Origin of the sequence: Actinoplanes sp. NPDC051411, assembly GCF_040682075.1 — a bacterium.
GTDB lineage: Bacteria > Actinomycetota > Actinomycetes > Mycobacteriales > Micromonosporaceae > Actinoplanes.
Genome location: NZ_JBFBAD010000033.1, coordinates 57496 through 81562 on the forward strand (window position 1 = coordinate 57496; position 24067 = coordinate 81562).

The window sequence follows — 24067 nt, forward strand, 5'->3', positions numbered from 1 at the left end:
ACCGGGGCCGCATGCCGGGGGAGATGCGGCCCCATCGGGGTCCTCGGCAACACGACGCGGACCGCGACCTCCAAGCGACATCTCGGCGGCATCGGACTCGCGGAACCTCCGCTCATGCCGACGGAGGAGCCGTTATCACTTTCACGCTGGAGGGCGGCATCGACGCGGAGGTCGATCGGCTGACCGCCGTCGGCGCGTCGCCACCGCGTTGCCGTCGCGGGCGTGCGCGCGCACGCTGTTGACGAGGTCCCGGACGGCCAGGGTGGTGTCAGGAGCGAAGGGTGCGCAGGCCGGTGCGGATCTCGCTCACCAGGATCTCGGGCTGTTCCAGGGCCGCGAAGTGCCCTCCCTTGGCGGCCTCCCCGTAGTGGATCAGGTTGCTGTAGGTGTCTTCGATCCAGGTTCGTGGCAGGCGTGGGATGTCCTTCGGGAAGACGGTCACCGCGACTGGAAGCGTCAGTTCAGGGCCGGCGAAGGTGTTCGATCTGTTTTCCCAGTAGATGCGGGCGGACGACGCTGCGCTGTTGGTGAACCAGTAGATGGATATCGCGTCGAGAATGTCGTCGATGCTCAGTGCGTCCTCGGCGAGTCCGTGGTTGTCGGTCTTGGACTGCAACTTGTCGTAGATCCAGGCGGCCTGACCGGCGGGCGAGTCCGCCAGGGCGAATCCGATCGTTTCCGGCTTCGTGCCCTGAAGGTGGTTGGCCCCGCCGAGATCGCCGGTGTACAGGGCGACGGTCTCCACGGCGTGGCGCTCTTCGGGCGACAACGTCTCGGGTATCTGTGCGGGAAAGGCGTACTGGGTGTTGAGATGAATTCCGAGGAGCCCCTCAGGCTGCATGGCCCCGAGGGCGGTGGTGACGACGGCACCCCAATCGCCGCCTTGCGCGGCCCATCTCGGATAGCCGAGACGCTTCATCAGTTCCGCCCACGCGCGCGCGATGCGCGGCACGGTCCACCCGGTCATCGCGGGCTTCTGGGAGAACCCGAAGCCGGGAAGCGACGGGACGACGACGTCGAAGGAATCGGCGGCGTCACCTCCGTACGCCACCGGATCGGTCAGCGGGCCGATCAACTTCAGGAACTCGACGATCGAGCCGGGCCATCCGTGCGTGAGGACCAGCGGCATCGCGTGGGGGTTCTTGGACCTGACGTGGATGAAGTGGATGTCCAGCCCGTCGATCTCGGTCAGGAATTGGGGGAAGCGATTGAGCTCGGATTCGAAGCGCCGCCAGTCGTAGCTGTGCTCCCAGTAGTGGACCAGCGATTTGGTGTTCTCCAGGCGAGCCCCTTGTGACCAGTCGCCCACCGTTTCCCGATCCGGCCAACGAGTCCTGGCCAGTCGCTGCCTCAAGTCGTCTACCTCCGAGTCCGGGATCGAGACGGTGAACGGGCGGAGGGCGGCGGTCGGCGGCGTCGGTGCGGTCATGAGCTTCTTCTCCTGAGCTTGGGAGTGCGGCGCAACTGCGGTTGCACACTGGTGTGCAGCCTAAGTCACTGCACACCAGTGTGCAGCGTGATTTGTTGCACATGGTTGTGCAACGATGGTGTCGTGCCGGCTGAGTCCTCCCGAGTGCGCTCGATGAACGAGACCCGCGCTCGCATCCTCGACGTCGCCCTCGACGTGCTAGGAGAGAACCCCGAGGCCGGAATGGGCGATATCGCCTCGGCGGCCGGCGTCGTCCGTCGCACGGTCTACGGCCATTTCCCCTCGCGCCTCGACCTGGTCAGGACGCTTACGGAGCGGGCCGTCACCGAGATGACCGCCCTGTTCGCCGAAGTCAACGCCTCGCCCGCGGAAGCGGACACGATGTGGGCCCAAATCGTCGCGCGCGTCTGGCCGGTGGCACATCGTTACCGGGCGCTGCTGGCGCTTCGCCGTGGCGAGTTCGGCGACGTGATCCACGGTCTGCTGGGGCCGGTCGATGAGCTTCTCGCCGAGATCGTGAAGCGAGGCCAGGACAGCGGCGTGTTCGCACGGCACCTGCCGGCAGCGATTCTCAGCCAGGTTGCCTACGGCACCGTGTTCGCCATCGCGGACAGCTTCCGGTCGAACGGCCCGCAAGGCGCCCGAGCAGCGACAATCACGAGTCTGCTGATGCTGGGGGTTCCCGAGACGCGCGCGATCGATCTCGCGGGTGACCAGCCCTGACCCGCAACACTCCGGCGCGGCGTGGCCGTCCATCGGGTGCGGGATCGATCGACTACGCCAAGCGTTGCCCGGGTGATCGGTTGCGTCACCGCGAGCGATCCGGTGCTGCCGCTGAATGAGCGGCCCATTTCCTGGCTGAATGAGTTGATCGCCGATGCCGGATCCCGCACCCAGCCGTACCGGCGCCCCGATCGGCGACGCCCTCACGGCGTGGCTGCAGGCGCCGGGTGCACGGCGGATGCGAGGCCGGGTCCGGCCATTGCCGGCGGGCGGTACGCGGTTCGCGTTCTACGGCCGGATCTCGACGGGGCCGGCGGCAGCGGCGCCTGATATCGGTCCAGTGACCGCCTCGCATGTGCGGTGGATCTTCGCTCGCCGGTTGGAGGGCCGTAGTCCGGCGGCGATCGCCCGGATGCTCAACGAGCGGCGGGTACCGCCACCGGGAGCTTACGACCAGATTCGCAACCCGCATCGGCAGCAGACGTTGTGGACGTGGCGGACGGTGGCGGCGCTGTTCGTGAATCCCCGCTATACCGGCCGGACGGCCGCCGGCTGCTGCCGCGTGTTGGTCGTCGCGTGTCAGCGGACCGAAGTGTCGGTGTCGTTCAACAGGTTGGCGAGGGTCGCAGGGTGGCTTCCGGGTACGGCGCGGCCGTCACCCGCATCCGCAACGGTTTGTGTCCGGTGATGGCCGCAGACCCTCGTCGCCGCTCTTCGCCATGATCGACCCCTGGCCGGGGGCTTCAGCGTCGCTTCAGAGCCGTGTCAGCGATGGCGGCCACGCTGGTGGCGATCGGGCACACACCAGACTTGCCGCGATCGGCCCCCACCTTTCAGGCCAGCTCTATCGGAGGTCCCATGAACAAGCGGCGGTCGGTCCGCTCCACATTGTCCGTCATGCTCATCGCCACGTCCCTCTCCTTCGTCCAGACCCGACCGGCCCACGCCGCGGCCGAGCCGAACCAGGTCACGAACGTCACGGTCAGCCAGGCGGACGGGTTCACCACCGTGGCCTGGACGCCGGTGGACGGCGCTACCGATTACCAGATCGAGCGCACCGGCGTCGACGCCAGTGACTCCCCGGTCTCGCCTCCCACCGTGGTCGGTGTCTGGCGACCCAACCGCCAGGTGAACAACGGGTCGCCGACCTTCGCGGACTCCGGCTTCAACCCCGGCGAGCGGTTCGAGTGGCGGGTGCGCGCCCGGATCGGGACGGCGGAGCAGCCCTACTCGACCCCCGTGTTCGGCACCACGCTCCCGCCGTCGGGCGACCCGGCCATCCCCGGGCAGAACCTGCGCACGCAGTGGGAGACCACCCAGGCCGCGCAATTCACCAGCGACGTCAATGAATTCGACTACACCGCGGCCGTCGACCGGATGAGCGACCGGGTACGGGTGGTCGAGATCGGCCGGACCGTCCAGGGCCGCCCGATCAACATGTTCGTCATCGGTCTTCCGGCGCCGCCGGCCACCCCGGCCGCCGTCGCCAAAACCTCACCGGTGGCGATCAATTGCAACGTTCACGGCAACGAGCCCAGCGACCGCGAGGCGTGTCTGATCATGGCCCGGCAGCTCGCGTTCGGCACCGACGCGCGGACGCTGGACCTGCTCCGCAACACCACCGTGCTGATCATCCCATCGATCAACGGGGACGGCCGGGCCGCGAACAGCCGGGGCAACTCGACCGGGCAGGACCTGAACCGGGACTACTCGCTGATTCGGCAGCCGGAAACCGCGGCGTACGTGCGAATGCTGCGCGACTACCGCCCGGTGGCCGGCTACGACGGGCACGAGTTCGGCAACAATCAGGCCGGTGACCTGCCGATGCTGCCGCCGCGGCACCAGAACGTCGCCCAGTCGATCTTCGACGAGTCGCTCGACATGATCGAGAACCACATGTACGTCGAAGGTGCCAAGGCCGGCTGGTGGCCGTGCCCGTACGGTTGCCAGAACGGCGGAGCCGTGGGCCTGTCCGAGGAGACCATCCTCCGCAACACCCTCGGTTTGAAGAACACGGTCAACTCGCTGTTGGAGCTGCGCAGTGCCGGCGGCCCGACCCGTCCCGACGAGGCGAACGCGGCGAACAACCGCCGACGCAAAACGTTCTCCGCGCTCTGGACGTTCAATTCCTTCTTGGACTTCCACCGCGCCCAGCTGCTCGACATTCGGACGGCGCGTAGCGCGGCGATCCAGTTCCAGTCCGGAAACACCGGCCGGATCGTGTTCCGCGGGTCCCGGATCATCCCGGCGCATCCCGCGCCGCACCCGGGGGAGGCGCCGCCGCCCGCGGACCAGCCGGGCCCGGACCAGATCCTGGACAATGCGCCCTGCGCCTACAAGCTGACCGACAAGCAGTACAACGGCGGGCGTACGGACGGCCCCGACGGAATCGGCACCACCGTCGCCCAGCGTATCGCCGATCACGGCTGGAAGGTCGTCAAGGTCGCCGACGGCTTCCTCGTACCCCTGGCCCAGCCCGAGCGTGGCCTGATCCCGCTGCTCCTGGACGGGCAGGCCGCCGAGCCGTGGGTCAGCGGCGAACGGGTGTTCCCGGCGCTCACCGGCCCGCAGCCCGGCCCGTTGACCGTCACCGGGTTCGCCTGCCTGTCGGCGGCCACCGTCAACGGCGCGGTCACCGTGCGCCCCGGCGGGACGCTGATCGCCACCGGCTCGACGCTCGGCGGTCCACTCACGACCGACAACGCCGCCGGGGTCTTCCTCGGCAACACCATGGTGCGTGGCACGGTACGGGTGAGCCGCACCGCCGGACCGGTCTCGCTGATCGGCTCGCCGCTGCTGGGCCAGGTCACCCTGGCCGACAACACTGACCGCGGCGCGCCGTACCTGGCAGGTAACACCATCGCCAGCACGCTGAGCTGCACGGGCAACGAGCCGGCGCCGATCGACCTTGAGGTCCCCAACAAGGTCATAGGGGCGAAGACGGGGCAATGCGTGGCCTTCTGAGCCTGATCGAGAACCGGCGGAGCAGGTCGACCGACCACCCCGCCGGTTCGCCGGCCACGGCAAAGGGACACAACGAAGTAGCGGCGCGGCTTCGCCTCACCAACGCGCCGCAGAACACGAGCGGCGATCAGTTCGCAAAGGCCACCAAGACCGTCAGGGGCCATGCCGACAGGCGGCCAGGAACGGACGCACCCAGGGCGGCCACCGCAACGTGGGGCCTCCGGGGGCTCGGACCCGGAGCAGAACCGCATCACCGACGAATGTCCGGAGCTCAACACGACAGGTACCCACACGGTGATCGCTTCGCGGGAGTTGGCGTGCAGCGCCTGAGGGCTCTTGGGTGACCTTGCCACTGGCCAGTTGAGCGGCAGGACGTCGGGGGTGGCGGCCGCTGTGCTCCTCAGAGCGCGAGCCGTAGGGACGGGGTGTAGGTCCGGCTCACGCAGATGAACATGACCTCACCGGCGGCCCGCTCGGCGGGCGTCAGCAGGGCGTCGCGATGGTCTGGGACGCCTCCCAGAACCTCGGTCTCGCAGGTGCCGCACGTTCCCTCGCGGCAGGACGACATGACGGGCACGCCCGCCTCTTCCAGCACCGACAGGATCGACTGGTCGGCCGGGATCGTGAGGGTTCGGCCGTCGTAGGCGAGTTCGACCTCGAACTCGGTGTTCTGACCGGCGGACGGGCCGGCGGCGAAGCGTTCGACGTGGAGCGTGCTGTCGTCGCACCGCGCGGCGACCGCGTCCAGCAACGACGCCGGGCCGCAGCAGTAGATCGCGGTGCCGGGAGACGGCGGTCCCAGTGCCAGGTCGAGGTCGATCGGCCCGACCCGGATGTCGGCCGCCGCGGGGAGGCGGTCGAGGAAGGCCATCGACTCGCGGCTGCGGCCACCGTACGTCAGATGCCAGGGCGCCGGGGCGGCGGCCAGCATCGGCAGCAGTGGCGTGATGCCGATGCCGCCCGCGATGAACCGGTATCGGTCGGCGGATACCAGCGGGAAGTGGTTGCGGGGACCGGTGACGCGGATTTTGTCGCCGATCACCAGCCGGTCGTGGATGTAGGTCGAGCCGCCGCGCCCGGACGGCGTGCGTAAGACCGCGATCTCCCATCCGCAAAGGTCGGCAGGGTTCCCGCACAATGAGTAGGAGCGGGTCAGACCGGTGGCCAGGTGCAGGTCGATGTGGGCGCCTGGTTCCCACTGGGGCAGCGGCTCGCCGGCCGGATGAACGAGCCGCAGACCAACCACTCCGGCGGCCAGCGGTGTGCGGGAGTGGACGACGAGGTCCATCAGTGTCCGCTGGGGTGGGCCAGCAGCCAGTCCCACAGCTCGATCGGGTCGTCGCTGATCTGCTCGGCGCCGCAGAAGCAGACCCCGCGCAGGCGGTCGGTGCCCAGTACCCAGTGCACGCGGTAGACCGTACGGGTGGTCATGAGCTCATCCGGGCCAGCAGGCGCCGCGCGGCCAGGCCGCCGGTGTCGATGTTGACCGACAGCTCCTGGTAGCCGTCCGGCTCGGCCGCGAGGACCCGCTCGAGGATGTTCAGGGCGGCCACGTCCTGGAGCACGACGGTGCGGTTGTTCTCATACAGGAAGTCGGACACGGCGGGGTCGTCCTGGGCGAAGTCGCGGGCGACGGCCCAGAAGTCGTACGTGCTGCCGGCGGTCGACGGCGTGATGCCGTACACGATCTCCATGTGGAAGCCGGAGACGTCCTCGCCGACTGGAGCGACCCGGCTGTGCAGCCGGTAGAGGCACGGCGGCTGGTATTCGATGTCCTGCCAGCGGGTGATGCGGCCGTCGATGCCGGTCGACTTGGCGTAGAACGGCGGGCAGGCGGCGTCGGCCATGCGACGGCTGACGTAGATGACGCCGCGATCGTCGTCGACCTCGGTCGTGATCGGCGTCTCGGCGACCTCGGGCGTGCCGATGTACCCGCCGTGCAGGTAAGTCTCATGGGACAGGTCGAGCAGGTTGTCGACCAGCAGTTGATAGCGGGCGGCCAGTGGCTCCATGCCCGATACGGTGGTCCAGCCGGGGTCGGTGAGTTGCGGCGCGCGGGGGATCGCAGCCGGGTCCGCGGTCGCCGGATCCCCGATGTAGACCCAGATGAACGAGTCCTGTTCGACGACCGGGTAGGAAGAGACCCGGGCCGTCCGCGGGATGCGCTGCTGGCCGGGAACGGACACGCAGGCACCGTCCGGGCCGTACGTGAAACCGTGGTAACCACAGACGATCCGGTTGTCGTCGATGCGGCTCTCGGACAGCGGAAAGCGCCGATGTACGCACCGATCGGCCAGCGCGACCGCCCGGCCGTCGCCGGTGCGGTAGAGCACGATCGGCTCCTCGCAGACGGTGCGGCCGAGGAGAGAGGAGCCGACTTCGCGGCCGTAGGCGACGATGTACCACTGGTTGCGGGCGTAAGCGGTCATGACGTCTCCAGAAATAGCTCGGGCCGGGCGGCGGCCAGCTTGATCAGGCCGCCGGCGCGCAGCATGTCGAGCAGGAACGGGTCGGCCGGTGCGCCCGAGGCCGACCGGCCGGTGGTCAGGTTGCTCAGAGTGCCGGTGGTGAGGTCGACCCGGACGCGGTCGCCGTCGGCGACCAGGCCGGTCGCGCCGGTGAGTTCGAGCGGCGGCAGGCCGACCTCGAAGCAGTTGCGATAGAACGTGCGGGCGAACGAGTCGGCGACCACGCAGCCGATGCCGGTGGCGGCCAGGGCCTTGGTGGCGATGGCCCGGCCGGACGACTGTCCGAAGTGGTTGCCGGCGACCACGACGTCGCCCGGCCGGACCTCGACCGGGAACGACGGGTTCTGATCCTCCAGGACGTGCCGGGCGATGACGTCCATGCCCTCGAAGACATAGCGGGACTTGACCAGGGCGTCGGTCGGGATGTTGGCACCGAACACCCAGCAGCGGCCCTCGTAAATCACCGTGCCCTCCCCTCGATGACGCCGGCGAGAGCGGAGGCGGCCACGGTCTCGGCCGAGGCGAGGTACATCTGGGCCTCGACGCTGCCGTTGCGGCCGGGGAAGTTGCGGGCGTGGGTCGAGACCATGGCCTCGTCGGCCGCCATCGCGCCCATGTTGACCGCCTGGTTGGATCCGGTGCTGGGCGGGAACCAGGTGGCGCCGGCCTCGTGCAGCGTCGTGACATGACCGGCCCGCAACGCCTCGCTGAAGACCGCACGACTGGACGGCACGATGTTGAACCTGACGTCAGGGTGAACGTGCCGTCCGGTGAGCACGGCCGCCGCGGCCGCGATGTCCTCGAGCCGGCCGCCGCCGTGCCCGCCCAGCTCGGCCCACTGGATCGGGCGGCCCGCCATCTCGCCGACGGATTTCACGTTACCGACCGTCGGAGGACAAGCCACCGACGGGGAAACGGATCCGACGTCGAACCGCAGCACCTCGGCGGCGTCGCCCGGATCGCTGGTGACCGGCTGGGTCGAAGGACCCGGCAACGCGGACACGAAGGCGGCCGTGGTCTCGTCGGGCTCGACGTAGCCGCATTTGGCGCCCAGGTCCACGCTGATCAGTGGGAACAGCCAGCGTTCCCAGAACGGAAGGGCCCGGATGTAGGGCCCGGCGAACTCGAGCGCCCGGTAGTTCATCGCGCCCTCTCCGATCTGCGCGGTGAGCCAGAGTGCGACGTCGCGAGGCGTGACGCCCGGTCCCACCACGCCGGACAGCTCGACGCGGGTCGTCAAAGGCACCTTGAACCATGCTTTTCCGTACGGCAGCACGGTTCCCGCATGCGAGTCGTTGCCCAGCGCCACGGCCAGCGCCCCCAGCGTCCCGTGAACGGGGGTATGGCTATCGGAGCCGACCACGATCATGCCGGGCTTGACGTGGCCGTGCCGGACCGCCGCGTGATGCAGGTTGCCGTTGCCGCAGTCGTACAGCGTGATGCCGTGCTTGCGGGCCCACTCCCGATTGTGAGTGAGCACCTCGGCCTGCTGTTCGGTAGGCGGGGAGAAATGATGATCGAAGACCATGACGACGCGCGACGGGTCGGGGATCGGTTTGTTGACCTGCTTGTCGTACACCTGGGAGGTCAGATAACCCGAGAGGTCGTGCATCAGCAGCCGGTCGACTGTGGCGATGACGATCTCGCCCGGCTCGACGAGCGGGCGTCCACTGGCCCGGGCCAGAATCTTCTCGACCATGTTCACGGAACCATCACCTCGCGCGGATCGGTGATGACGCCGCGGATCGCCGACGCCGCCGCGGTGGCCGGGCTGCTCAGGTAGATGCTCGACTGATAGCTGCCCATACGGCCCTGGAAGTTGCGGTTGGCGGTGGAGAGCGTGACCTCGCCGTCGGCCATCGCGCCACCGTTGCCGGCGCAGGCACCACAGCCCGGATTGGTAATCATGGCGCCGGCCTCGATGAGCGTGGTGACGATGCCGTCGGCGGCCGCCCGGGCCATGATGGCGCTGCTGGCCGGGGTGACCACGAGCCGGACGCCGGGTGCCACATGCCGTCCGGCCAGCACGGCGGCGGCGATGGCGAGGTCGTCGTACTTGGCGTTGGCGCACGAACCGATGAAGACCTGGTCGAGTCTCGTGCCGGCCACCGCGGTCACCGATCGGACATTGTCCACCTGATGGGGCACGGCGATCTGCGGCGCCAGAGCGCCTCCGTCCAGCTTGACCGTACGCCGGTAGACCGCACCGGCATCCGGGAGCAGCGGATGCACGTCGTCCCGGGCCACGCCCGCGCTCTCCAGATAGCGCAGCGTCGTCTCGTCCGGGGCCACGTACGCGTTCTTGGCCCCCATCTCCATCGCCAGGTTGCAGAATGTCATCCGCTCGGACACCGAGATGCCCGCCGTGTAGTCGCCGCCGAACTCGACCGAGTCGTACGTCAACCCGTCCGCGCCCAGGTCGCCGATCAGCTTGAGCATCACATCCTTGGCGTACACCCCGTCCGGCAGCGTCCCGTCGACTTCCAGCCGCACCGACTCCGGCACCTTCACCCACAGCTTGCCGGTCACCCAGGCCGCCGTGATCTCGCTGAACCCGACGCCGGTGCCGAACGCACCCAGCGCGCCGTAGATGGTGGAGTGCGAGTCGGTGCCGATGATGAACTCGCCCGGCCGGATCAGGCCGCGCTCCATCAGCACGATGTGCGCTATGCCGGCGTCCACGTCGAAGAAGTGCCGGACGCCCATGCGCCGAGCGAAGTCGCGGCACAGGGCATGGTCGGCCGCGGTCTTCTCGGTCATGGCCGGCGAGATGTGGTCCATCACCATGGCAACCCGGTCCACGTCGTACAGCCGGTCGACGCCCATCTTCTCCAGCGTGCGGATGCACCGCCAGCTCGCGGTGTGGCTCATGTAGAGGTCGGGGTACGCGTCCACGATCTGGCCCGGCTCCACGCCGGCGACGCCGGACGCGCGTTCGATCGCTTTCTGGGCAAAGGTTCTGCTCATCGGGCTACCTCCCTCATGAGGTGCGGGATCAGGCCGCCGTCGGCGAGGATCGCGCGCAGTCCGGGCGGATAGGCGGGAAACGCGAACCGCCGCGCCCCGGTCTCGACCACCCCGGCCTCGTAGTCGACCCGCAGCTCCCCGCCGTCGGCCACCACCGAGACCGCCTTCGGGCACTCGACGGCGATCAGGCCGGTGTTGATGGCGTTGCGAAAGAACACCCGGGCGAACGAGGCCGCCACCACCGCCTTGATGCCGGCCCCGACCAGGCAGCTGGCCGCCTGCTCACGGGCGCTGCCACAGCCGAAGTTGCGCCCGGCAACCACCACGTCGGCGCTTCGCAACCTGGCTTGAACTTCAGGTCCGAGCGGCTCGAAGGCGTGCTCGGCCAGCTCGGCCGGGTCGATCGACACCAGGTAGCGGCCCGGGATGATGACGTCGGTGTTCACGTTGTCGCCGAACTTGATCACGGTGCCACCAGTCACGGGCTCGTCTCCTCAAGGAACCAGTCGGTATCGATGACGTGGCCGAGCCCGCGTTCCTCGGCCCGCTGCAGCACCCGGGCGCCGACCGCGGCGAACTGCATGCCCATGCCGGTGTTGTTGGCGAATACCGTGATGTCGTCGCGGGCTTCACGCCCCGGGACCGTGCCGGACAGCAGCTCGCCCAGCTCGCGGATGTCGTCCCAGGCGAGGCGTCCGCGCTCGACCGGCCCGAGGATGTCGAACTGCTTGTCGTGGTGCACCTGCTCACGCGACAGGACGACGATGCGGTCGGCGCGGTCGAACGTCGTGTCGTCGAGCTCGCGGCGGGTGGCCGTGCCGTCGGGTGAGGTGATGGCCGTGACGTGGGTGCCCGGTTCCAGCCACGCGCCGTCGAAGCAGGCGTCCATGGCCGCGGTCGCGCAGGTGACGATCCGGCAGCCGGCCACCGCGTCGCGGCGCTCGCCGACCCCGACAATCTTGCGGCCGGTGCGGGCACTCCACTCGCGGGCGAACGCCTCCCGGTGCTCCCGGGTGGGGCTGTAGACCCGCACCTCCTCGATCGACGGGCGGACCATCAGCAGGCACTCCAGGTGCGCCTGGGCCTGCCAGCCCGATCCGAACATGCCGGCCACCGTGACGTCGGGGTTCGCGAGCTCGCGGATGCCGAGCGCGGAGGTGGCGCCGACGCGCATCTTCTGGATGAAGCTGTCGTGGATGACGGCCAGGGGCTCGACCGAGGTCAGGCTGTAGAGGGTGACCAGGCCGACGTACTTGCCGCCGGGCGCGACCGGCAGCAGCCGCCGCCGCTTCACCCCGCTCGGCAGGGTCTCCACCCCGGCGATGTCGGAGGTGATGCGCAGCGCCCACACCCCGGTGGACACCGTCCCGCCCTCCTGCGACTTGAACCGGAACCTGAACCCAGGGTGACCGGGGTGCTCGACCGGGAAGTAGGTGTGATTGCGGGGCCGGTTCGCGCCCTGGCCGGCGGACAGCTCCCGGTAGGCGGCCTCGAGGGCGTCCATGCAGTCCTCGGCGGTGAGGACCTGCTGCACGTCGGCGTTGGACAGGATTCTCATGCCCTCACCACGCTCAGCAGCTCCGGCCCGCCCGCCCCGATCCGGACGGTGTCGGCCCGGATCAGCATGCCGTCCGGGAACACCGTCTCGACCAGGACCGCCCCGATCTCGCCCTCGGCCGGGCGGTCCGGGGCCGGGCGGAACTCGCCGAGCGTGGCCAGGTCGGCCTGGTTGATCCAGCGTTCCTGGGTGACGCCGCCGTTCGGCGCCGGGCCGAGGATGCGGGCCGCGTACGCCCAGACCGTCCGGTACTGACCGAGAACCTGAAGTGAGGTGGAGCCGCCGGCCGTGCTGGTGGTGATGCGGACGTCGAGGAAACCGACGCCGCGCAGCCGGCGTTCCAGCTCGGCGATGCTGCCGTCGGCGCGGGCCAGGGCCTCGGCGATCAGGCCGGCCGCCGTACGGATCAGCGCCTCCTCGGTCGCCGACGGACGAGTCCGGTGCGCCCGGACGAGCGCGCCCAACGGCCGCACCGTCCAATCAGGAGCGCTGGCGGTCACCTCGTCGACGACGGCAGCCGGCCACAGGTCGGCGCCAACCAGCCCGGCGACGCCCGGTCCGCGATCGGCGAGGAAGTCGTGGACCAGTGTGCCGAACGACCGTCCACTGCGGATGTCACGGACCGTCGACGTCAGCCGCATCCACGGAAACACCCGAGGTGACAACTTGGTCAGCACCACCGGATCCCCGTCGGCCGGGATCGCCAGCATGCCCTCGTTCCAGTAGATGCAGAGGTTGGTCAGGTAGGCGATGTCGTCCGAGCTGAACACGTCGCCGTAGATCAGGCCCACGTCCACACCGGCCGCGCGCAGGTCCGCGCGGACCGCCGTCAACCGGCGATCCCATTCCGCCGGCGGCGTCTCCGTCGCGTCGAGCACCACCAGGCCGCGTTTCACGCCACGCCTCCCGATTCGAAGAGCTTTCGTTCCGTACCGATGAGCACCTCACACCCCGCGGCGGTGACCCGCACGGGGTCGCCGAGCACGTGATAGCCGGCGATCGGGGTGTAGGTGTTGGGATGGATGATGAAGACCGCGTTCTCCGGCAGCACGGTCTCGTTGCCCTCGATGATCGGTGTCTCGTCCAGGTGCAGCCCGTGCCCGTGCCCGCGCACCCGGGTGTATTTGCTGGTGCAGTACTCGCCGAAGCCCCGGGAGCGGAAGACGTCGTTCTGTGCCTTGGCGACATCGTGGGCGGTGACGCCGGGCCGCGTGGCCGCTATACCGGCCGCGACCGCCTCGTCGAACAGCTCGAACGACCGCTTCTGTACCTCGCTGGCCGGGCCGACCACGGCCGATCGGCAGATCTGCAGCCAGTAGCCGTCCAGCTGCGGGGTCAGCTCGGTCCGCACCATGTCACCGGCCTCGAGCGTGCGCGGCGACGGCGCCGTCATGCCCCGCACCTCGTCCTTGCCCGAGGCGATGAGCATGAAGTTGTCCTCGGCGCCCATCGCCTTGATCCGCGACTCGACCTCGGCGACGATCCGGTATTCCGGAAGGCCCGGCTCGAGCACTTCGACGAACGCCTCCCAGCCGGCCGCGCAGACCTCGGCCGCGCGGCGCATCCGGGCCAGCTCCCAGTCGCTCTTGACCAGGCGTACGCCGTCCATCAGCTTCGTCGCCGAGGTGATTTCGGTGTCCGGTAAGGCTTTTCCGATCGCCCGCATCAGCAGGGCGGGCACCAGCTCGTGGTGCGCGATGCCGAGCCGTCGTGGATGCAGGTCGGCCAGCCGCCCGGTGAGCTCGGCCGGATCGGCCATCACCAGGGGCGCCGCCTGCGCGACCCAGCCGGTGCGTTCGGCCGGGGCCAGGTCGGCCCGGGCGGTGCTGAACGCGACCGGTTCGGCCTGCCGCGTGAACAGCACCGCAGCGGCGCTGCCTACGGCTGGGGTGTCGGTCAAGTAGCGGACGTTTTCCCGCCGCCAGCCCGGGCCGTACGCGAGGAGCGCGTCCAGTCCGCCGGCGGCCATCGCTTCGCTCACCTTGCGGTGACGAAGGGCCAGTTCGGCCTGGTCCTCCGCAGTGATCGGCATGGTCCCTCCTTCAGTTGACGATGGGTTCGGTGCCCGGGACGGCCGTGCGATGCCCGACCCGGGCGCGCAGGTCGCGGGTGATCTGTTCGACGCTGCGGTCGCGGGTCTCGAAGGTGGCGAGGATCGCGGAGGCTCCGGCAATCACCGAGATCACGGCGAACAGCACGAAGAAGACGTAGTTGCCGGCGTGCGCGGCCAGGACGTACCCGACGAGCGTCGGCATGACCAGGCCGCCGGCCTTCTGCCAGGCCGCCGCCCAGCCGAGACCGGTGGCGCGTCCCGCGGTCGGGTACAGCTCACTCGCGTACGCGAAAAGCGTGGCGCCGCCGAGGCCGGCGCCGAAAAATTGAACGATGAAACCGAGGGTGATGACCGCGGCCGTGGCCGTGGTCGCTCCCCAGATCAGGCAGAACACCGCGGCCGCGAGGAACGACACGCTCATCACCAGCCGGCGGCCGATCCGGTTGATGAGCTGACCGGCGAGGACCGCGCCGACCACCGCCGCGGCCGTGATGATCGCCGTGTAGGTCAGGCTGCGCAGCTCGGCGACGCCGCGTTTCTCCAAGATGGACGGCAACCAGCTCGACATGCCGTAGAGGAAAGCGCCGGCGCAGAGTTCCATCAGCCAGATCGAGACGGTATATCGGGCGTACGCCCGGCCGAGCAGGAATCGCACGTTGCCGAGCCCACCTTCGTGCTCGTCGTCAGTCAGCTCCTCGTGCAAGGAGGCGGACGGTGTGGCGATCCGGTCGACGACGCGCCGGGCCTGTTCGACACGACCGCTGCGGAGGAGAAAGCGCACCGATTCGGGGCAGGCGACGAGGACCAGTCCCGCGGCCAGGACGGCGATCGCGCCGAGCGCGAACATGGTGTGGAAGCCGTGGCCGGGCACGACGAGCGCGCCGATGCCGGCGGCGACCGGCAGGCCGAGGATCCATGCCGCCGACGCCATGGTGACCATCGGGCCGCGATGCCGGGACGGCATGAACTCGGCGATGTACGGCAGCACGACGGCGATCTCGGCGCCCAGGCCGAGACCCTGCAGAGCCCGCAGCCACAGCAACGCGGTGAAGCTGTCGGCGAAGACGGCGGCGAACGAGAACCCGGCGAACACCACGATCGACGCGATGAGAAGGAACTTGCGGCCCAGCCGGTCGGCCGCGGTGCCGGCGACCGCGGCCCCGATCAGCATGCCGGCGAACAGGGACGAGCTGAAGTGGCCGATCTGTTCGGTGCCGAGGTGGTAGGTCTTCGCCATGCCGGGCACCAGCGCGCCGGTCATGTTGATGACGAAGCCGTCGAGAAAGTGGCCCACCAGCAGGGCCAGATAGATGGTGAGATGCCGTCCGGTGAACCGCGAGCGGTCCATCCGGTGGAGAAGATCGGAGGACATGAACGTTCCACCTCCAATTTCGTGTTACCGCTCGTCGAGCTGGCTCTGGGTGTCCTCGTAGATCCCGTTCAGCGCCGCCAGCAGGGGCGGCACGAGGCTGGGATCGATGCCGGCGGTGAGCCCGGCGGTGAACTTCTCGAGTGCCCGGTCGGCCGCGTCGCGCGCGGTCCGGCCCTTCGCGGTCAGCGCGAGGCGCATCGTGCGGCGGTTGGTCGCCGTGGTTCCCCTCGTGAGGAAGCCCTGGCGGACGAGTTTGTCGACGCTCTCGGACATCGTGGACGGCCCGCGGTGGGCCAGCCGGCACAGCTCGGTCAGCGAGGTGTGACCGGCACCGACGCGAGACAGGATGCGGTACTGCCGGATGGTCAGGGCCGGATCGAGCGAAGCGAGCAGCTCGGTCTGCAGACGGGTGAGGCGGCCGCCGAGCGCCATGAGCACGTCGCCCAGCTGCGTACGATCCGGATCCGCCGCCATGTTCGGTGCCCCCACTCTCCGGTAACCGTAAATTCCGGTACCCGAAATGTTGTGTCAGCGACGTTACGCCGTCATCGCCTGCTTGTGAAGACCAGGTATCCCCCGCTCAGAGCCTTACTACGGGCTTCAACACCAGGTACACACCGTCGTCAGCTCGTGAGTACCCAGCGGCCACGTTGTCCGCCGGCTCGGAAAGCGCGGTACGCGGACGCGGCCTCGGCCAGGGGCAGCGTGCCGGTCCGACGCGGTTCCAGGACTCCCCGCGCGGTCAGCCCGAGCATCTCCCTCAACAGGTCACCGTCGGGAGATACCACCGCCGAGGTCACGTTGATGCCACGCTCCGGGGAGGGTTCGAAACCCGGGAAAACCCCCACATAGGCCCCGTGATCGCGGACCGCCTGCAGGGCTGTTGCGTTCAGCAGGGCGGTGTCCAGCACCGCGTCGAAGCCACTCGCCGGATCGAGAACCGTGATGACCTCTGTGGCCCCGGCTCTGGTCAGGAAATCACGGTCTGTCGCCCGGGCAAGCCCTGTGACGGTCCAGCCTGCGCGCGCAGCGAGCGCCACGGCGTAGCCGCCGACGCCGCCGGCGGCGCCGGTGACGAGTAGCCGCCGCCCCCGGGCCGGGCCGAGCAGGACGAGGAGTTGCGCGGCGGTCAGCGAGTTGAGCGGCACCGTGGCCGCGTCCAGCAGATCGACCTCGTCCGGAACCGGCGCCGCGTCGGCCGCCGGGACGATCACGTATTCGGCTGCCGTACCTGCGGCGGCATGCATTGCGTGCGGGAAGTGGAGCGCCGCGACGGGTGTGCCGATGGCGATATCGCGAACGCCAGGCCCCACCATGTCGACGACACCCGCCACGTCCAGGCCCAAACCTTGGCGGCGCGAGGAGTCTTCCACATCGATATTGCCAGGCGAACCGTCGATGATATGGAGATCGGCCATATTGATTGCGGCGCCGACCATCCTGATACGTATCTGACCGAAGGTGGGCCGTGGGTCCGGGATATCCACCAGCTCCACCTCGTCGCCAGCGTCCGCAAGGGCGACGACAACTGCTCGCATAGCTGTAATCCGTTCCTGTGTGATTCCCTGGGTCGTGTGCAGCGGCCGTCGGACGAATTCGTCAGCGCTGGCCGGCGCGCTGAAAGTGCTCTTCGAGCAATACGTTTCCTGCTCTCAGCAGCCAGGCGTCGAGATCCAGCAACCCGGGATGCAGCGCTCGCAGTGCGGCGATGTCGGCCTGCCAACCAGAAAACGACGTCATTTCTGCGGACCTACTGGCGGGGGCTGCCACGGGGATGTCCCGCCCTGTCGCCTGTCCGATCACCGATCTGATCTGATCCACCGTCAGTTCGTCCCCGGCGAGTTCGAGCGCCTCGCCGAGGAAACGGTCCGGGTTGGCGAAAGCCATTGCGGCGAACGCGCCGATGTCGTCGAGGGCGATGAGCTGGACGGTCTCGTCGGCTGGAAGCGTAGGGAGAAGTGGAATCTCGCCGTAGACGCCGTAGGTCGGGTCGGCGAAATTCTCCATAAATGCGACCGGGCGCAGGACCGTAGCCGGTATGTCATGGGCCCGGATGTACTGCTCGATTCTCGACTTCACTTCCCAATGGGCGATGCCGGTGGCCCGGTCGGCGCTGGCCACCGAGGCATAGACGAGATGCCGGACACCTGCGCCCAACGCGGCGTCGGCGACGTTCCGCCCGCGTTGCCACTCGTTCTGGGCGAAGTCAGGGGGGATGAGGGCGGGCTGGACACTGAACACACCGTGTGCGCCGCGGACGGCGGCGTCGATGCTGTCCCGGTCGTCCAGGTCTGCGACCACCAAATCGGCGCCAGCGTGGGCTAGGCGGGTGGCCGCCGCACCGCGCGGATCCCGGACCAACGCCCGTACGTGCCAGCCGTCGGCGAGAAGGTGCCGGGCCGTGGCCCCGCCCTGTTGCCCGGTGGCTCCCGTGACAAGGATGGGCCGGTCTGTCGTGGCCATGTCTGTATTCCTTCGGTACGCTGGTCAAATCTGGCGGAGCAGTGCTCCGCCAGCCTTCGTCGAAACGGTACGGAGCACCGCTCCGCTCGTCAACCGTCAGGAGACCAAGTGGCCGAGACCACAGCCCGGACCGACGCACGGCATACCCGGGAACGGCTTCTGGCCGCGGCCCGGGACGCGTTCGCCAGCTACGGCACCGAGGCGTCCTTGCGCGACATCGCCCGGCGCACGAAAGTCGGTATCGGCACGCTCTACCGGCACTTCCCTACGCGGGAAGCACTCCTGGAAGCGATCCTCGACACCAACTTCGACACGTTGCGCGAGCGCGCCGAACAGCTACTCGAATCACCGTCGATCGCACCACTCGAAGCGTTGCTGACGTGGCTCAACGACCTGGCTGTCGGCGCGCGTACGTATCAGGGTCTGCCGCATTCGATCATGGTGGCCTTGGCCGACGAGAACTCCGAACTACATGCCTCCTGTGCCGCCATGCGTGCCTCCGGCGAACGGCTGCTACGCCGCGCGCAGGACGCCGGGCAGGTGCGCACCGATATCACGGTGTACGAGATGATCGCGATCATCATCGGCTCGGTCTGGGCGGTGCAGCAGGATGGCGGACTGTCCGACCGGATGGCCCGCCTGCTCGATGTGGCGGCGCATGGTTTTGTGCGGCACCCGACGGCCGCTGGCGGTGATCGCTCGGACCGGCCATGAACCGACCCACCAGCGTTACGAACGACGATCCAGCGAGTTTCGCGACGCGGGTGAAGACGTCGTACCTCCGACCGCCATCTTCTCGGCCAAACGGCATGCACGTATCGAGCCCGTTTGTCGTGATGTCTGGCTCACCCAGGAGGGCAGCACCGAACTTGTCGCCGGCTATCGCGTGCCGACCCGAAGGGCAGCGGGTCGGTTGCTGGTCAGCAGCATTTCCGCCCCGCGACCAGCCTCACCGCCAGGGCTGGGCTTGCCCTGGACGGCCGCCGTTCAGCCGGCTCGTGCTCGTCTTCTCCGCACCGCCGGGCTACCTCACCCGCCCCTACATCGTCTACCGCAGCCGCGACGTACAGCTCGGTTCTCGCCCGGCGCGCCGCGGCTGGGAACGGGTCGGCTGATCCTTTACCTCGATCGCGACTCGACCGGCGCAGACCTCCTCGTCAGGCCGGACACGGACTCACGGCCTCGAAGCGGTGACCGTCTGCGGCAACGACCTGCGCATCCTCGGGGGAGAGCCGGGCTCAAGGTCGAGCCGGGCCGGGCGGTGTGCAACGATCGGCGCGTCGTCGTTTGGTGTCGGCACATGTGCCGGACTCCGGTTGTGCGCGACGTTGAGCGCGGTCAGGCGGAGGCGGGTAGCGGCTCCTGCGGCCAGTTGAGGACCTTGGCGCCGAGCACCGCCGCCTGCAGCGTGAAGCGATGGGCGGGGTCGGCCGGGTCGTAGCCGGTCAGTCTCTTGACCCGGTCCAGACGGTAGGTGACGGTGCGTACCGACACGTGCAGTCGTTTCGCCGATTCCGTGGCCACCTCACCGGTGGCGAAATAGGCGTCCAGGGTGTCGAGCAGTGGTTCGGCGCCGAAGCGTGCCTGGGTGAGTGGGCTGAGTACGGCCTGTACCAGGTCCACGATGGCAGGTTGGTCGCGCAGCAGAACCCGGTAGATGAGTAGGTCGTGGGCGTTGATGACGGGGGTGTCCGTGTGTAGCCGGGCCGCCATGGTGATCGCCTCGCGGGCCTCCTCGTAGGACCGGGCGATGCCGTACAGGCCGGGGTGGGCCCGGCCGACGGCTACCCGCCAGGGCCGGCCGCGGGGGAGCCGGCTCAGTTCGCGGTGCATGAGCCGGCCGAGTTCGTTGCTCGCGTTCAGCCCGGGCGGCTGCCGGCCCGCTGCTGCCGCGTCAGCCGGTGCCAGCACGACCAGCAAGCCGTCCTTGGTCGCGACCAAGACGTCTCGATCGCCGAGCCGGTCGAATATGACCGCCTCCAGGGCGCTGATCGCCGCATCGGCGTCCGGTAGCCGCCTGCTCGGCGCGGCCAACGCCACCTGGTGAACCCTGGCGAGGTCGAGACCGAACGGTTCGGCGCGTTCGACGAGGGTGCCGAGGTCGGAGTCGCCGCGAAGCAGATCGTCGATCAGCTCCCGGCGCAGCGCCTCCTCCCGGCGGACCAGATCGCGGCGAGCCACCGCGTAGCCTTCGGCGAGCGTCGCGACCGCGTCGTCGACGACCTGCAGAACGGCAGTCGCGGCGGCGCGTACCGCTTCACGGTCGCGGGAGAGCACCACCTTCGGCAGGTCCTGCCAGAGCCGCCGCGCGGCGGACAGATACAGCTGCACCACTCGTCCCGCGGAGATGCCCTGCTCGGCGGCGCGACGGCCGAGCAGACCGACCGCGTCCAGCTCACCACGCTTGGCCCGGCGACCATGGATGGCCGCGTCGGCAAGCAGCGGCAGGTAGTCTCCGAGCAACTCGACCGGGATCCCGCCGGCCTCGCGGCTGGCCCCTTCGGCGACGTCGACCAGCCAGGCATCTTCGGGGCTCGGTGTCGCGGGCCGGCGGCTGCGGCGCCGCCGACTGGTGTCGGTCACCTCTGCCTCGCCTCCTCGAGCCGCGAGGGCAATCCTGTGCGGTGTCCCTGACAAGGACCGCGGCAACCAGTCGGCTCGGAATCGATCCATGGCCATGTGGGGGTGCCCTGCGACGTCACAACCTGCCTCAGCCGTGTTGCCGACAGTCGGCAGTCTAGACCCGCCGTGTCTGTGTGCCGAGGCTCTGCTGCGATCAGGCCGGGTGAGGCGACGATGAAGGTCGGCTCACCAACTCGTGACGCCGAAGGAGATGCGACCGGAAGGAGGAGAAGTCATGTGGTTGCGAACGTTCCAGCCGCCGCCCCACCCGGCGCCGGCGGCTGGTGCACAGGCCGCGGACCACCGCCACGGAGATGACGGGTGGCCCGTCCGCCGAAAGACCTCCCGCCACGAGCGGACCACGACCAGATTCGCGGCACCGCAATGATCAGACCTGCGGCGGGTCCGCCCGCGTCGCCGATCCCGGGTCCGGACGGCGAACACCAGCGCGCGATCGTTGACTCGCGTGACCGGAGTACCCATGTGCCCGGGGATCCGCCGGACGCCTACGACGACCTCGGTGCCTTTGCCGGCGACATCGTCGACGAGTGGGGCAGGCAATCGTTCCCGGCCAGCGACCCTCCGGCCAATTGGTGATGCCGTCACTGGACCGGAAAGGTGAATCGGCAGGCGCCGGTCCAACCGGGCGGCCCTCAAACGAACGAGGTGACCGGTCCTCTTGTAGTTCCCGGGCGTCGTGTCAGGAGCGGCGCATCTGTGACAGCGCCATGCCGACCGGGATGCTCACCGCCAAGACGAGTAGGAGCGCCCGGTAGGCGACGTCGATCAGCCCTGACAGCCCGCCGGCTGGCGCGCCGCCCGTGCCCGTATCCGGTCGGGCGGCGCGCCACGCGATCGCCAAGGCGATGACCAGCAGGAGCGAGCCGAGATCGACTGCCAGCGGGTCGCCGGCCAGGGTTGCGCCGATCACCACGGCATTGCCCACGTTCCAGCAACCGATCTGTGCCCAGGCGCGGCGCGGCTGCGTCCCAGCGGCTCGCCGCGCCGGACGTCTAACGGACGTCGTGGACCGCGGGGACCACCATCACCGGGCACGGGGCGTGCTCGATCAGGCTTCGCGACGTTGAGCCCATCACCAGCCCACGAAATCCTCCGCGGCCCCGGGAGCCCACGACCAGCAGGCCAGCCGAGGTGTCGTCAGCGAAGCCGATCAACGCGGACGCGACTGAATCTCCCGGCACGACCTCGGTGCGGTACTTGACGTCCGGGTAACGGGCGCCGACGCCGAGCCCGCCCGCCGCGTGATCACCCACCGTGGCCCAGAACCCCGGGTTGCCGACAGCGAACGTATCGCCCGAGCCTCGCCGGGCCGGCTGATGATGCGCCAGGATCAACTCGACGTCGCGCAGGTGTGCTTGCGCGAAGGCGGCCTCTGCCGCCCGGTTGGCCCCAAGCGAACCGTCGGTGCCGAGCACGACCGGCGCGCCGTCAGGCGGGCATTCCCCGCGCACGACCACGACCGGGCAGCGAGCATGCCCGGCGACCTGGGGTGCCACCGAGCCCACCAGGAGACCGGCGAACCCGCCCATGCCGCGGTGACCAACGACGAGCGACTGAGCATCGTGTGAGGCTTCCACCAGTACCGCCCCGGGCGACCCGTCGACCAGGCGCGTGGTTACCGACAAATGCGGGTGATCAGCCCGGACCGCGCGTGCGGCCTGGGTCAACAGGTCCAGCATCGCGGCCCTTGGCCCTTGATCGTGTTGATCGTACGAGGCGTGAAACGGAGGAAGCATCACCGGCCAGCCGAAAGCATGGACGATGCGCAGACCGCAGCCTTGTCGCAGCGCCTCCCGGGCACCGTACCGAACGGCGGACCGAGCCGTCGCCGAACCGTCGAAGCCGACCACCACGGGCGCGGTCATCTCGAGACCTCCGTTGCTGCATCAGTGCCGGCCGTCGGCTCCGGCGCCCGTGGTGATGCTGGTAGTCGCGCCCAGGAACGCATGACGATTCCCTCCCCGGCGGGCTTGGAGCCCACGTTGCCGTCGTGTTGTAACTGCCCCTTGGCGTGCGTCCGACCTGCCGACGTGGCCGCGATCAGGGCCACTCAGTTGTCGAGTCGTGATGTCGGTCTACGGCGCCGCCGTCTTCTCCACTATGAGTTCGCTTGCGGTGGGCGGACAGTGCTGACGATGGACACGTAAGCGGCCCCGAGTTGCCGGTCACCGGCAACCATGCGGTCCCCGATTGGTGCGCCTCCACCTGCCTTGTCGCCAGCATCCGGACGAAGCTGGTGTCCGGACAGGGAGGTGGCGGGGGCTGCCGGCGCCCGCCGGGGCAATCAGCCTCGCCACCATCGCACTGGCACTGTTGAACGCTGACCCGATCCGCATCACTGCCTCGCAGTTTGCCGGTGGTCGGCAATCAGACCGGCCGGAGATGGCCGTGACCAGGCCTGACGGTGGCGGGCTGATTCGGTGATGGTTGGAGACAGACGCAATCGTCCCCACTTTGGAGGTGTTCGGCCATGCCGCAATGGCTGGTTCGTGACGTGATGACCTCGGAGGTGGTCACCGCGACCGTCGACACCCCGATCGGAGACGTCGCCGACCTGCTCGCCAGCCACCGCATCAGCGCCGTGCCGCGCCCGATGGCACGGCCGGACGCCGCTATCCGCGACGACGTCATCGAGCACGTGCGGCGGGTCTTGTGGATCGACCCGGTCCAGGTGCAGGTCCACGTCCATGGCGGAGTGGTGACCCTCACCGGAGCCGTGGGCCGGCGCAGCACGGCAGCCATCGCGGCCCGCCTGGCCGGAGAGGTGCCGGGTGCGGTGACGGTCGTCGACCGTATCCGCTACGACTTCGACGACAGTTCCCTGACCCGCTCGCGCGTCGGCCGCACCCACCCGTTCAGCGCCGACCCGTTCGGCCCGAGGCGACCAGCCGGGTCAGCGGTGTGACGCCCGCGGCCGGGCACCGGCGTACCGCGTCTGACGCGCCGCCGCCGGTCGTCCCGGCGTCGCCGGCCATCTCGTGGCCCGGTCGGCGAGCGCCGTCACCGGCTGCCGACATGGTCGAGACGACAGCTGACAGCCGGCTGTGGACCGGCACCGGCCCAGCGTTCCCCGTACTGCAAGGACACGGCAACCGCCGATGCGCCGCTTCATCGACCGGAGCCGGCCAGCTGATTCAGGCGCCGCAGGCGCCGAAAAGGAGGAGAGATGCAGCAATGGACGGTCCGAGAAGTCATGACCCCCGAGGTCCTCACCGTGGACTACGACACGCCGCCCGCCGAGGTCATCACGACCATGACGACGTACGACGTGAGCGCCCTGGCCGTCGCTGACGCCAACGACACTGTGCTGGGCATCATCACCCGTACCGACGTGCTGAACAGCATCCGGGTACGAGGACCGGACCGGCGCTCTCGCGTGCCGTGGCGACGGCCGGTGGCGACGCCGGCATTCACCGCGTAGTCGGCC

At 69.2% G+C, this 24067-nt stretch carries 25 protein-coding genes; 7 read left to right on the plus strand and 18 right to left on the minus strand.

The genetic code is table 11. The features are described from left to right. Window positions 1-268 precede the first annotated feature (268 nt). Window positions 269-1429, minus strand: coding sequence for an epoxide hydrolase family protein (locus tag AB0M88_RS20010; RefSeq protein ID WP_364103908.1), 1161 nt, complete (start codon window positions 1427-1429; stop codon window positions 269-271). A 153-nt stretch (window positions 1430-1582) separates the two neighbouring features. Between AB0M88_RS20010 and AB0M88_RS20015 the strand changes: the two genes are divergently transcribed. The 3 genes from AB0M88_RS20015 (at window position 1583) to AB0M88_RS20025 (ending at window position 5116) form a co-directional block, all read left to right on the plus strand. Then, window positions 1583-2152 carry a TetR/AcrR family transcriptional regulator gene (locus AB0M88_RS20015; protein ID WP_364103911.1) on the plus strand — a complete coding sequence of 190 codons (570 nt, stop codon included), beginning with the start codon at window positions 1583-1585 and terminating at the stop codon, window positions 2150-2152. 238 nt (window positions 2153-2390) lie between these two features. Beyond that, window positions 2391-2840 carry a recombinase family protein gene (locus AB0M88_RS20020; protein ID WP_364103992.1) on the plus strand — a complete coding sequence of 150 codons (450 nt, stop codon included), beginning with the start codon at window positions 2391-2393 and terminating at the stop codon, window positions 2838-2840. A 170-nt stretch (window positions 2841-3010) separates the two neighbouring features. Then, window positions 3011-5116: a M14 family zinc carboxypeptidase gene (locus tag AB0M88_RS20025; protein ID WP_364103914.1), complete on the plus strand. Its 2106-nt coding sequence runs from the start codon at window positions 3011-3013 to the stop codon at window positions 5114-5116. 400 nt (window positions 5117-5516) lie between these two features. Here the strand turns inward: AB0M88_RS20025 and AB0M88_RS20030 are convergent, their stop codons facing one another. The 14 genes from AB0M88_RS20030 to AB0M88_RS20095 all read right to left on the minus strand — a co-directional run bounded on the left by AB0M88_RS20030 (window position 5517) and on the right by AB0M88_RS20095 (window position 17997). Continuing rightward, entirely contained in the window at window positions 5517-6404 is an 888-nt protein-coding gene (locus AB0M88_RS20030; protein ID WP_364103917.1) for a PDR/VanB family oxidoreductase, read from the minus strand. Beyond that, window positions 6404-6547, minus strand: coding sequence for a hypothetical protein (locus AB0M88_RS20035; RefSeq protein WP_364103920.1), 144 nt, complete (start codon window positions 6545-6547; stop codon window positions 6404-6406). The genes AB0M88_RS20030 and AB0M88_RS20035 overlap by 1 nt, the downstream gene beginning before the upstream one ends. Beyond that, on the minus strand, window positions 6544-7545 hold the full coding sequence (locus AB0M88_RS20040) for an aromatic ring-hydroxylating dioxygenase subunit alpha (RefSeq protein ID WP_364103923.1): 1002 nt from the start codon (window positions 7543-7545) through the stop codon (window positions 6544-6546). The genes AB0M88_RS20035 and AB0M88_RS20040 overlap by 4 nt, the downstream gene beginning before the upstream one ends. Continuing rightward, the gene (locus AB0M88_RS20045; protein ID WP_364103926.1) at window positions 7542-8048 is read right to left on the minus strand and encodes a 3-isopropylmalate dehydratase; all 507 of its coding nucleotides are present in this window, start codon (window positions 8046-8048) and stop codon (window positions 7542-7544) included. The genes AB0M88_RS20040 and AB0M88_RS20045 overlap by 4 nt, the downstream gene beginning before the upstream one ends. Beyond that, the gene (locus AB0M88_RS20050) at window positions 8045-9283 is read right to left on the minus strand and encodes an aconitase family protein (protein ID WP_364103995.1); all 1239 of its coding nucleotides are present in this window, start codon (window positions 9281-9283) and stop codon (window positions 8045-8047) included. Before AB0M88_RS20050 ends, AB0M88_RS20045 begins: the two co-directional genes overlap by 4 nt. Before the next feature lie 2 nt (window positions 9284-9285). Beyond that, window positions 9286-10551, minus strand: coding sequence for an aconitase/3-isopropylmalate dehydratase large subunit family protein (locus tag AB0M88_RS20055; RefSeq protein ID WP_364103929.1), 1266 nt, complete (start codon window positions 10549-10551; stop codon window positions 9286-9288). After that, window positions 10548-11033, minus strand: coding sequence for a 3-isopropylmalate dehydratase small subunit (gene leuD / locus AB0M88_RS20060; protein WP_364103933.1), 486 nt, complete (start codon window positions 11031-11033; stop codon window positions 10548-10550). Before leuD ends, AB0M88_RS20055 begins: the two co-directional genes overlap by 4 nt. Next, window positions 11030-12109, minus strand: coding sequence for an ornithine cyclodeaminase family protein (locus tag AB0M88_RS20065; protein WP_364103936.1), 1080 nt, complete (start codon window positions 12107-12109; stop codon window positions 11030-11032). The genes leuD and AB0M88_RS20065 overlap by 4 nt, the downstream gene beginning before the upstream one ends. Next, window positions 12106-13005, minus strand: coding sequence for a hypothetical protein (locus tag AB0M88_RS20070; protein WP_364103939.1), 900 nt, complete (start codon window positions 13003-13005; stop codon window positions 12106-12108). Before AB0M88_RS20070 ends, AB0M88_RS20065 begins: the two co-directional genes overlap by 4 nt. Next, complete coding sequence (locus AB0M88_RS20075; protein WP_364103942.1) at window positions 13002-14141, minus strand: Xaa-Pro peptidase family protein; 1140 nt, start codon at window positions 14139-14141, stop codon at window positions 13002-13004. The genes AB0M88_RS20070 and AB0M88_RS20075 overlap by 4 nt, the downstream gene beginning before the upstream one ends. Window positions 14142-14151: 10 nt before the next feature. Further along, entirely contained in the window at window positions 14152-15534 is a 1383-nt protein-coding gene (locus tag AB0M88_RS20080; RefSeq protein WP_364103945.1) for an MFS transporter, read from the minus strand. A gap of 24 nt (window positions 15535-15558) precedes the next feature. Further along, window positions 15559-16008, minus strand: coding sequence for a winged helix DNA-binding protein (locus AB0M88_RS20085; protein WP_364103948.1), 450 nt, complete (start codon window positions 16006-16008; stop codon window positions 15559-15561). 149 nt (window positions 16009-16157) lie between these two features. Next, window positions 16158-17072: a zinc-binding dehydrogenase gene (locus tag AB0M88_RS20090; RefSeq protein ID WP_364103951.1), complete on the minus strand. Its 915-nt coding sequence runs from the start codon at window positions 17070-17072 to the stop codon at window positions 16158-16160. 61 nt (window positions 17073-17133) lie between these two features. Then, complete coding sequence (locus tag AB0M88_RS20095; RefSeq protein ID WP_364103954.1) at window positions 17134-17997, minus strand: NmrA/HSCARG family protein; 864 nt, start codon at window positions 17995-17997, stop codon at window positions 17134-17136. Window positions 17998-18105: 108 nt separating this feature from the next. Between AB0M88_RS20095 and AB0M88_RS20100 the strand changes: the two genes are divergently transcribed. Together AB0M88_RS20100 and AB0M88_RS20105 are read left to right on the plus strand one after the other, a co-directional pair. Further along, the gene (locus AB0M88_RS20100) at window positions 18106-18711 is read left to right on the plus strand and encodes a TetR/AcrR family transcriptional regulator (protein ID WP_364103956.1); all 606 of its coding nucleotides are present in this window, start codon (window positions 18106-18108) and stop codon (window positions 18709-18711) included. Between the two features lie 122 nt (window positions 18712-18833). After that, window positions 18834-19112 (plus strand): respiratory nitrate reductase subunit gamma, encoded by a 279-nt coding sequence (locus tag AB0M88_RS20105; RefSeq protein WP_364103959.1) that lies wholly within the window; start codon window positions 18834-18836, stop codon window positions 19110-19112. A gap of 223 nt (window positions 19113-19335) precedes the next feature. On the opposite strand, the gene AB0M88_RS20110 is transcribed toward AB0M88_RS20105, so the two are convergent. From AB0M88_RS20110 to AB0M88_RS20120, 3 genes are all read right to left on the minus strand, one after another. Next, window positions 19336-20580, minus strand: a complete 1245-nt coding sequence (locus AB0M88_RS20110; protein WP_364103961.1) for a helix-turn-helix domain-containing protein — start codon at window positions 20578-20580, stop codon at window positions 19336-19338. A gap of 739 nt (window positions 20581-21319) precedes the next feature. Next, entirely contained in the window at window positions 21320-21565 is a 246-nt protein-coding gene (locus AB0M88_RS20115) for a hypothetical protein (RefSeq protein ID WP_364103964.1), read from the minus strand. A gap of 67 nt (window positions 21566-21632) precedes the next feature. Next, window positions 21633-22505: a universal stress protein gene (locus AB0M88_RS20120; protein WP_364103967.1), complete on the minus strand. Its 873-nt coding sequence runs from the start codon at window positions 22503-22505 to the stop codon at window positions 21633-21635. Between the two features lie 605 nt (window positions 22506-23110). Here AB0M88_RS20120 and AB0M88_RS20125 point away from each other — a divergent pair. Both AB0M88_RS20125 and AB0M88_RS20130 read left to right on the plus strand, forming a co-directional pair. Further along, entirely contained in the window at window positions 23111-23545 is a 435-nt protein-coding gene (locus AB0M88_RS20125; protein WP_364103970.1) for a BON domain-containing protein, read from the plus strand. A gap of 261 nt (window positions 23546-23806) precedes the next feature. Next, a complete protein-coding gene (locus tag AB0M88_RS20130; RefSeq protein ID WP_364103973.1) occupies window positions 23807-24061 on the plus strand; it encodes a CBS domain-containing protein in 255 nt (84 codons plus the stop codon). The last annotated feature ends 6 nt before the right edge of the window (window positions 24062-24067 follow it).

Excerpts from the sequence above, each read along its gene's own strand:
- AB0M88_RS20010 (WP_364103908.1), bottom strand. The coding sequence starts at position 1,429 with ATGACCGCACCGACGCCGCCGACCGCCGCCCTCCGCCCGTTCACCGTC.
- AB0M88_RS20015 (WP_364103911.1), top strand. The coding sequence starts at position 1,583 with ATGAACGAGACCCGCGCTCGCATCCTCGACGTCGCCCTCGACGTGCTA.
- AB0M88_RS20020 (WP_364103992.1), top strand. The coding sequence starts at position 2,391 with ATGCGAGGCCGGGTCCGGCCATTGCCGGCGGGCGGTACGCGGTTCGCG.
- AB0M88_RS20025 (WP_364103914.1), top strand. The coding sequence starts at position 3,011 with ATGAACAAGCGGCGGTCGGTCCGCTCCACATTGTCCGTCATGCTCATC.
- AB0M88_RS20030 (WP_364103917.1), bottom strand. The coding sequence starts at position 6,404 with ATGGACCTCGTCGTCCACTCCCGCACACCGCTGGCCGCCGGAGTGGTT.
- AB0M88_RS20035 (WP_364103920.1), bottom strand. The coding sequence starts at position 6,547 with ATGACCACCCGTACGGTCTACCGCGTGCACTGGGTACTGGGCACCGAC.
- AB0M88_RS20040 (WP_364103923.1), bottom strand. The coding sequence starts at position 7,545 with ATGACCGCTTACGCCCGCAACCAGTGGTACATCGTCGCCTACGGCCGC.
- AB0M88_RS20050 (WP_364103995.1), bottom strand. The coding sequence starts at position 9,283 with ATGGTCGAGAAGATTCTGGCCCGGGCCAGTGGACGCCCGCTCGTCGAG.
- AB0M88_RS20055 (WP_364103929.1), bottom strand. The coding sequence starts at position 10,551 with ATGAGCAGAACCTTTGCCCAGAAAGCGATCGAACGCGCGTCCGGCGTC.
- AB0M88_RS20065 (WP_364103936.1), bottom strand. The coding sequence starts at position 12,109 with ATGAGAATCCTGTCCAACGCCGACGTGCAGCAGGTCCTCACCGCCGAG.
- AB0M88_RS20075 (WP_364103942.1), bottom strand. The coding sequence starts at position 14,141 with ATGCCGATCACTGCGGAGGACCAGGCCGAACTGGCCCTTCGTCACCGC.
- AB0M88_RS20080 (WP_364103945.1), bottom strand. The coding sequence starts at position 15,534 with ATGTCCTCCGATCTTCTCCACCGGATGGACCGCTCGCGGTTCACCGGA.
- AB0M88_RS20085 (WP_364103948.1), bottom strand. The coding sequence starts at position 16,008 with ATGGCGGCGGATCCGGATCGTACGCAGCTGGGCGACGTGCTCATGGCG.
- AB0M88_RS20090 (WP_364103951.1), bottom strand. The coding sequence starts at position 17,072 with ATGCGAGCAGTTGTCGTCGCCCTTGCGGACGCTGGCGACGAGGTGGAG.
- AB0M88_RS20095 (WP_364103954.1), bottom strand. The coding sequence starts at position 17,997 with ATGGCCACGACAGACCGGCCCATCCTTGTCACGGGAGCCACCGGGCAA.
- AB0M88_RS20105 (WP_364103959.1), top strand. The coding sequence starts at position 18,834 with ATGTCTGGCTCACCCAGGAGGGCAGCACCGAACTTGTCGCCGGCTATC.
- AB0M88_RS20120 (WP_364103967.1), bottom strand. The coding sequence starts at position 22,505 with ATGACCGCGCCCGTGGTGGTCGGCTTCGACGGTTCGGCGACGGCTCGG.
- AB0M88_RS20125 (WP_364103970.1), top strand. The coding sequence starts at position 23,111 with ATGCCGCAATGGCTGGTTCGTGACGTGATGACCTCGGAGGTGGTCACC.
- AB0M88_RS20130 (WP_364103973.1), top strand. The coding sequence starts at position 23,807 with ATGCAGCAATGGACGGTCCGAGAAGTCATGACCCCCGAGGTCCTCACC.